This is a genomic window from Streptomyces sp. NRRL F-5755, assembly GCF_001279365.1.
GTDB classification, from domain to species: Bacteria; Actinomycetota; Actinomycetes; order Streptomycetales; family Streptomycetaceae; genus Streptomyces; species Streptomyces rimosus.
In genome coordinates this window covers 1-1,267 of the sequence record NZ_LGCW01000156.1, presented here as the reverse complement: position 1 = coordinate 1,267, position 1,267 = coordinate 1, and the positions used below count along the sequence as shown (strand labels likewise).

At 70.3% G+C, this 1,267-nt stretch carries 1 protein-coding gene; it reads right to left on the bottom strand.

Annotation, left to right across the window (positions count from 1 at the left end):
- Positions 1-1,267, bottom strand: a 1,267-nt coding sequence (locus ADK86_RS43165; RefSeq protein ID WP_267888796.1) for a toxin glutamine deamidase domain-containing protein, incomplete at both ends; no start/stop codon positions are given.

Genomic DNA, 1,267 nt, shown 5'->3' with positions numbered 1-1,267 from the left:
GGGGGGGGGGGGGGGGGGGGGGTCGGGGGTGGCGTGGGGGGGGGGGGGGGGGTGTGGAGCGGGGTGTTCGTGCGGGTGGGGAGCGGTGCCGTTCTGGTTCGGGGCGTCGGCCCGGGTGTCGTGGTGGTCCTGGTTGTTTTCGCCGTGCTCGTCGTGCCCGGGGCTGTCGGGGGAGGGGGCGCCCGGGTACTGGTGTGGTGGCTGCTGCTGACTGTATGGGTTGGGCTGTTGCTGCGGGGCAGGCTGATGGTGGGGCTGGGCGTACGGGACCTGCTGTTGGTACGGGTTGGGCTGGTGCGGCTGTGCGTAGGGAGCTTGCTGCTGGTATGGGCCGGGCTGGTGGGGTTGCTGGTAGGGACTCGGTTGGTGGGGTTGCTGGTAAGGGTTCGGCTGTGGCTGGGTGTAGGGGCTCTGTTGCTGGTACGGGTTGTGCGGCTGCGGCTGCGGCTGCGGCTGCGGCTGCGGCTGCTGCTGAGGCTGAGGGTGTTGCTGGTTTTGGGGCTGGGGCTGGGGCTGGGCGTGGGGGTGTTGTTGCTGGGGGGTTTGGGTTTGGGTCTTGGTGGGGTCGTATGGGTTGCGGTTGGCGTCGAGGGTGAGGTGCCAGACGCCGTCTGCCGCCGTGTTGATGGGCTGCTGGCTGACTTCGCCGGTCTGGCTGTCGACCCAGATGACGCGGCCGTTGTGGTTGACGGCGTTGAAGACGTGGGCGCCTCCGCCTGAGCCGTCGGGGTTCTTGGGCCAGGTGACGAGGACCGCGGCGGCTGCGCCGTGGCCGGCCTGGCGCAGTTCGTCGGCGATGTTGGAGTAGGCGTCGTGGGAGTTCGGGCCGGAGTTGCGGAACTGGGTGCCCGCCCACTGCTCGATGTTGCGGGTGCCGTCACGCTCGCCCGAGGCGCGGTCGATGCCGCCCTTGCCGTCCGGGTCGTACGTACGGACCGCGGACACCTGCGGGTTGCCGTACCAGGACTCGATGAAGGACCGGGTGCAGTCGGCGCAGTTGTTGGAGCGGCCGAGCACGGTGGGGCCGCCGTCGTTCTGGTACTGCGCCCAGGACTGGAACGGGTCGTTGAACGCCCGCGGGGTGCCGTCGGGGTTGCGCGGGAAAACGTTCAGCAGCGCTTGCTGGTCGTGCGGGTACGGCGAGTACAGACCGCTCGGTGCGAGGTTCAGGCTCGCGCGGACGTGCTGGATGCTCGGGCGGTTGGGGTTCTGGGGGACGGGTGCCTGGTGTGGGGGCTGGTGGGGAACGGGGGGCTGGTTGGGGATG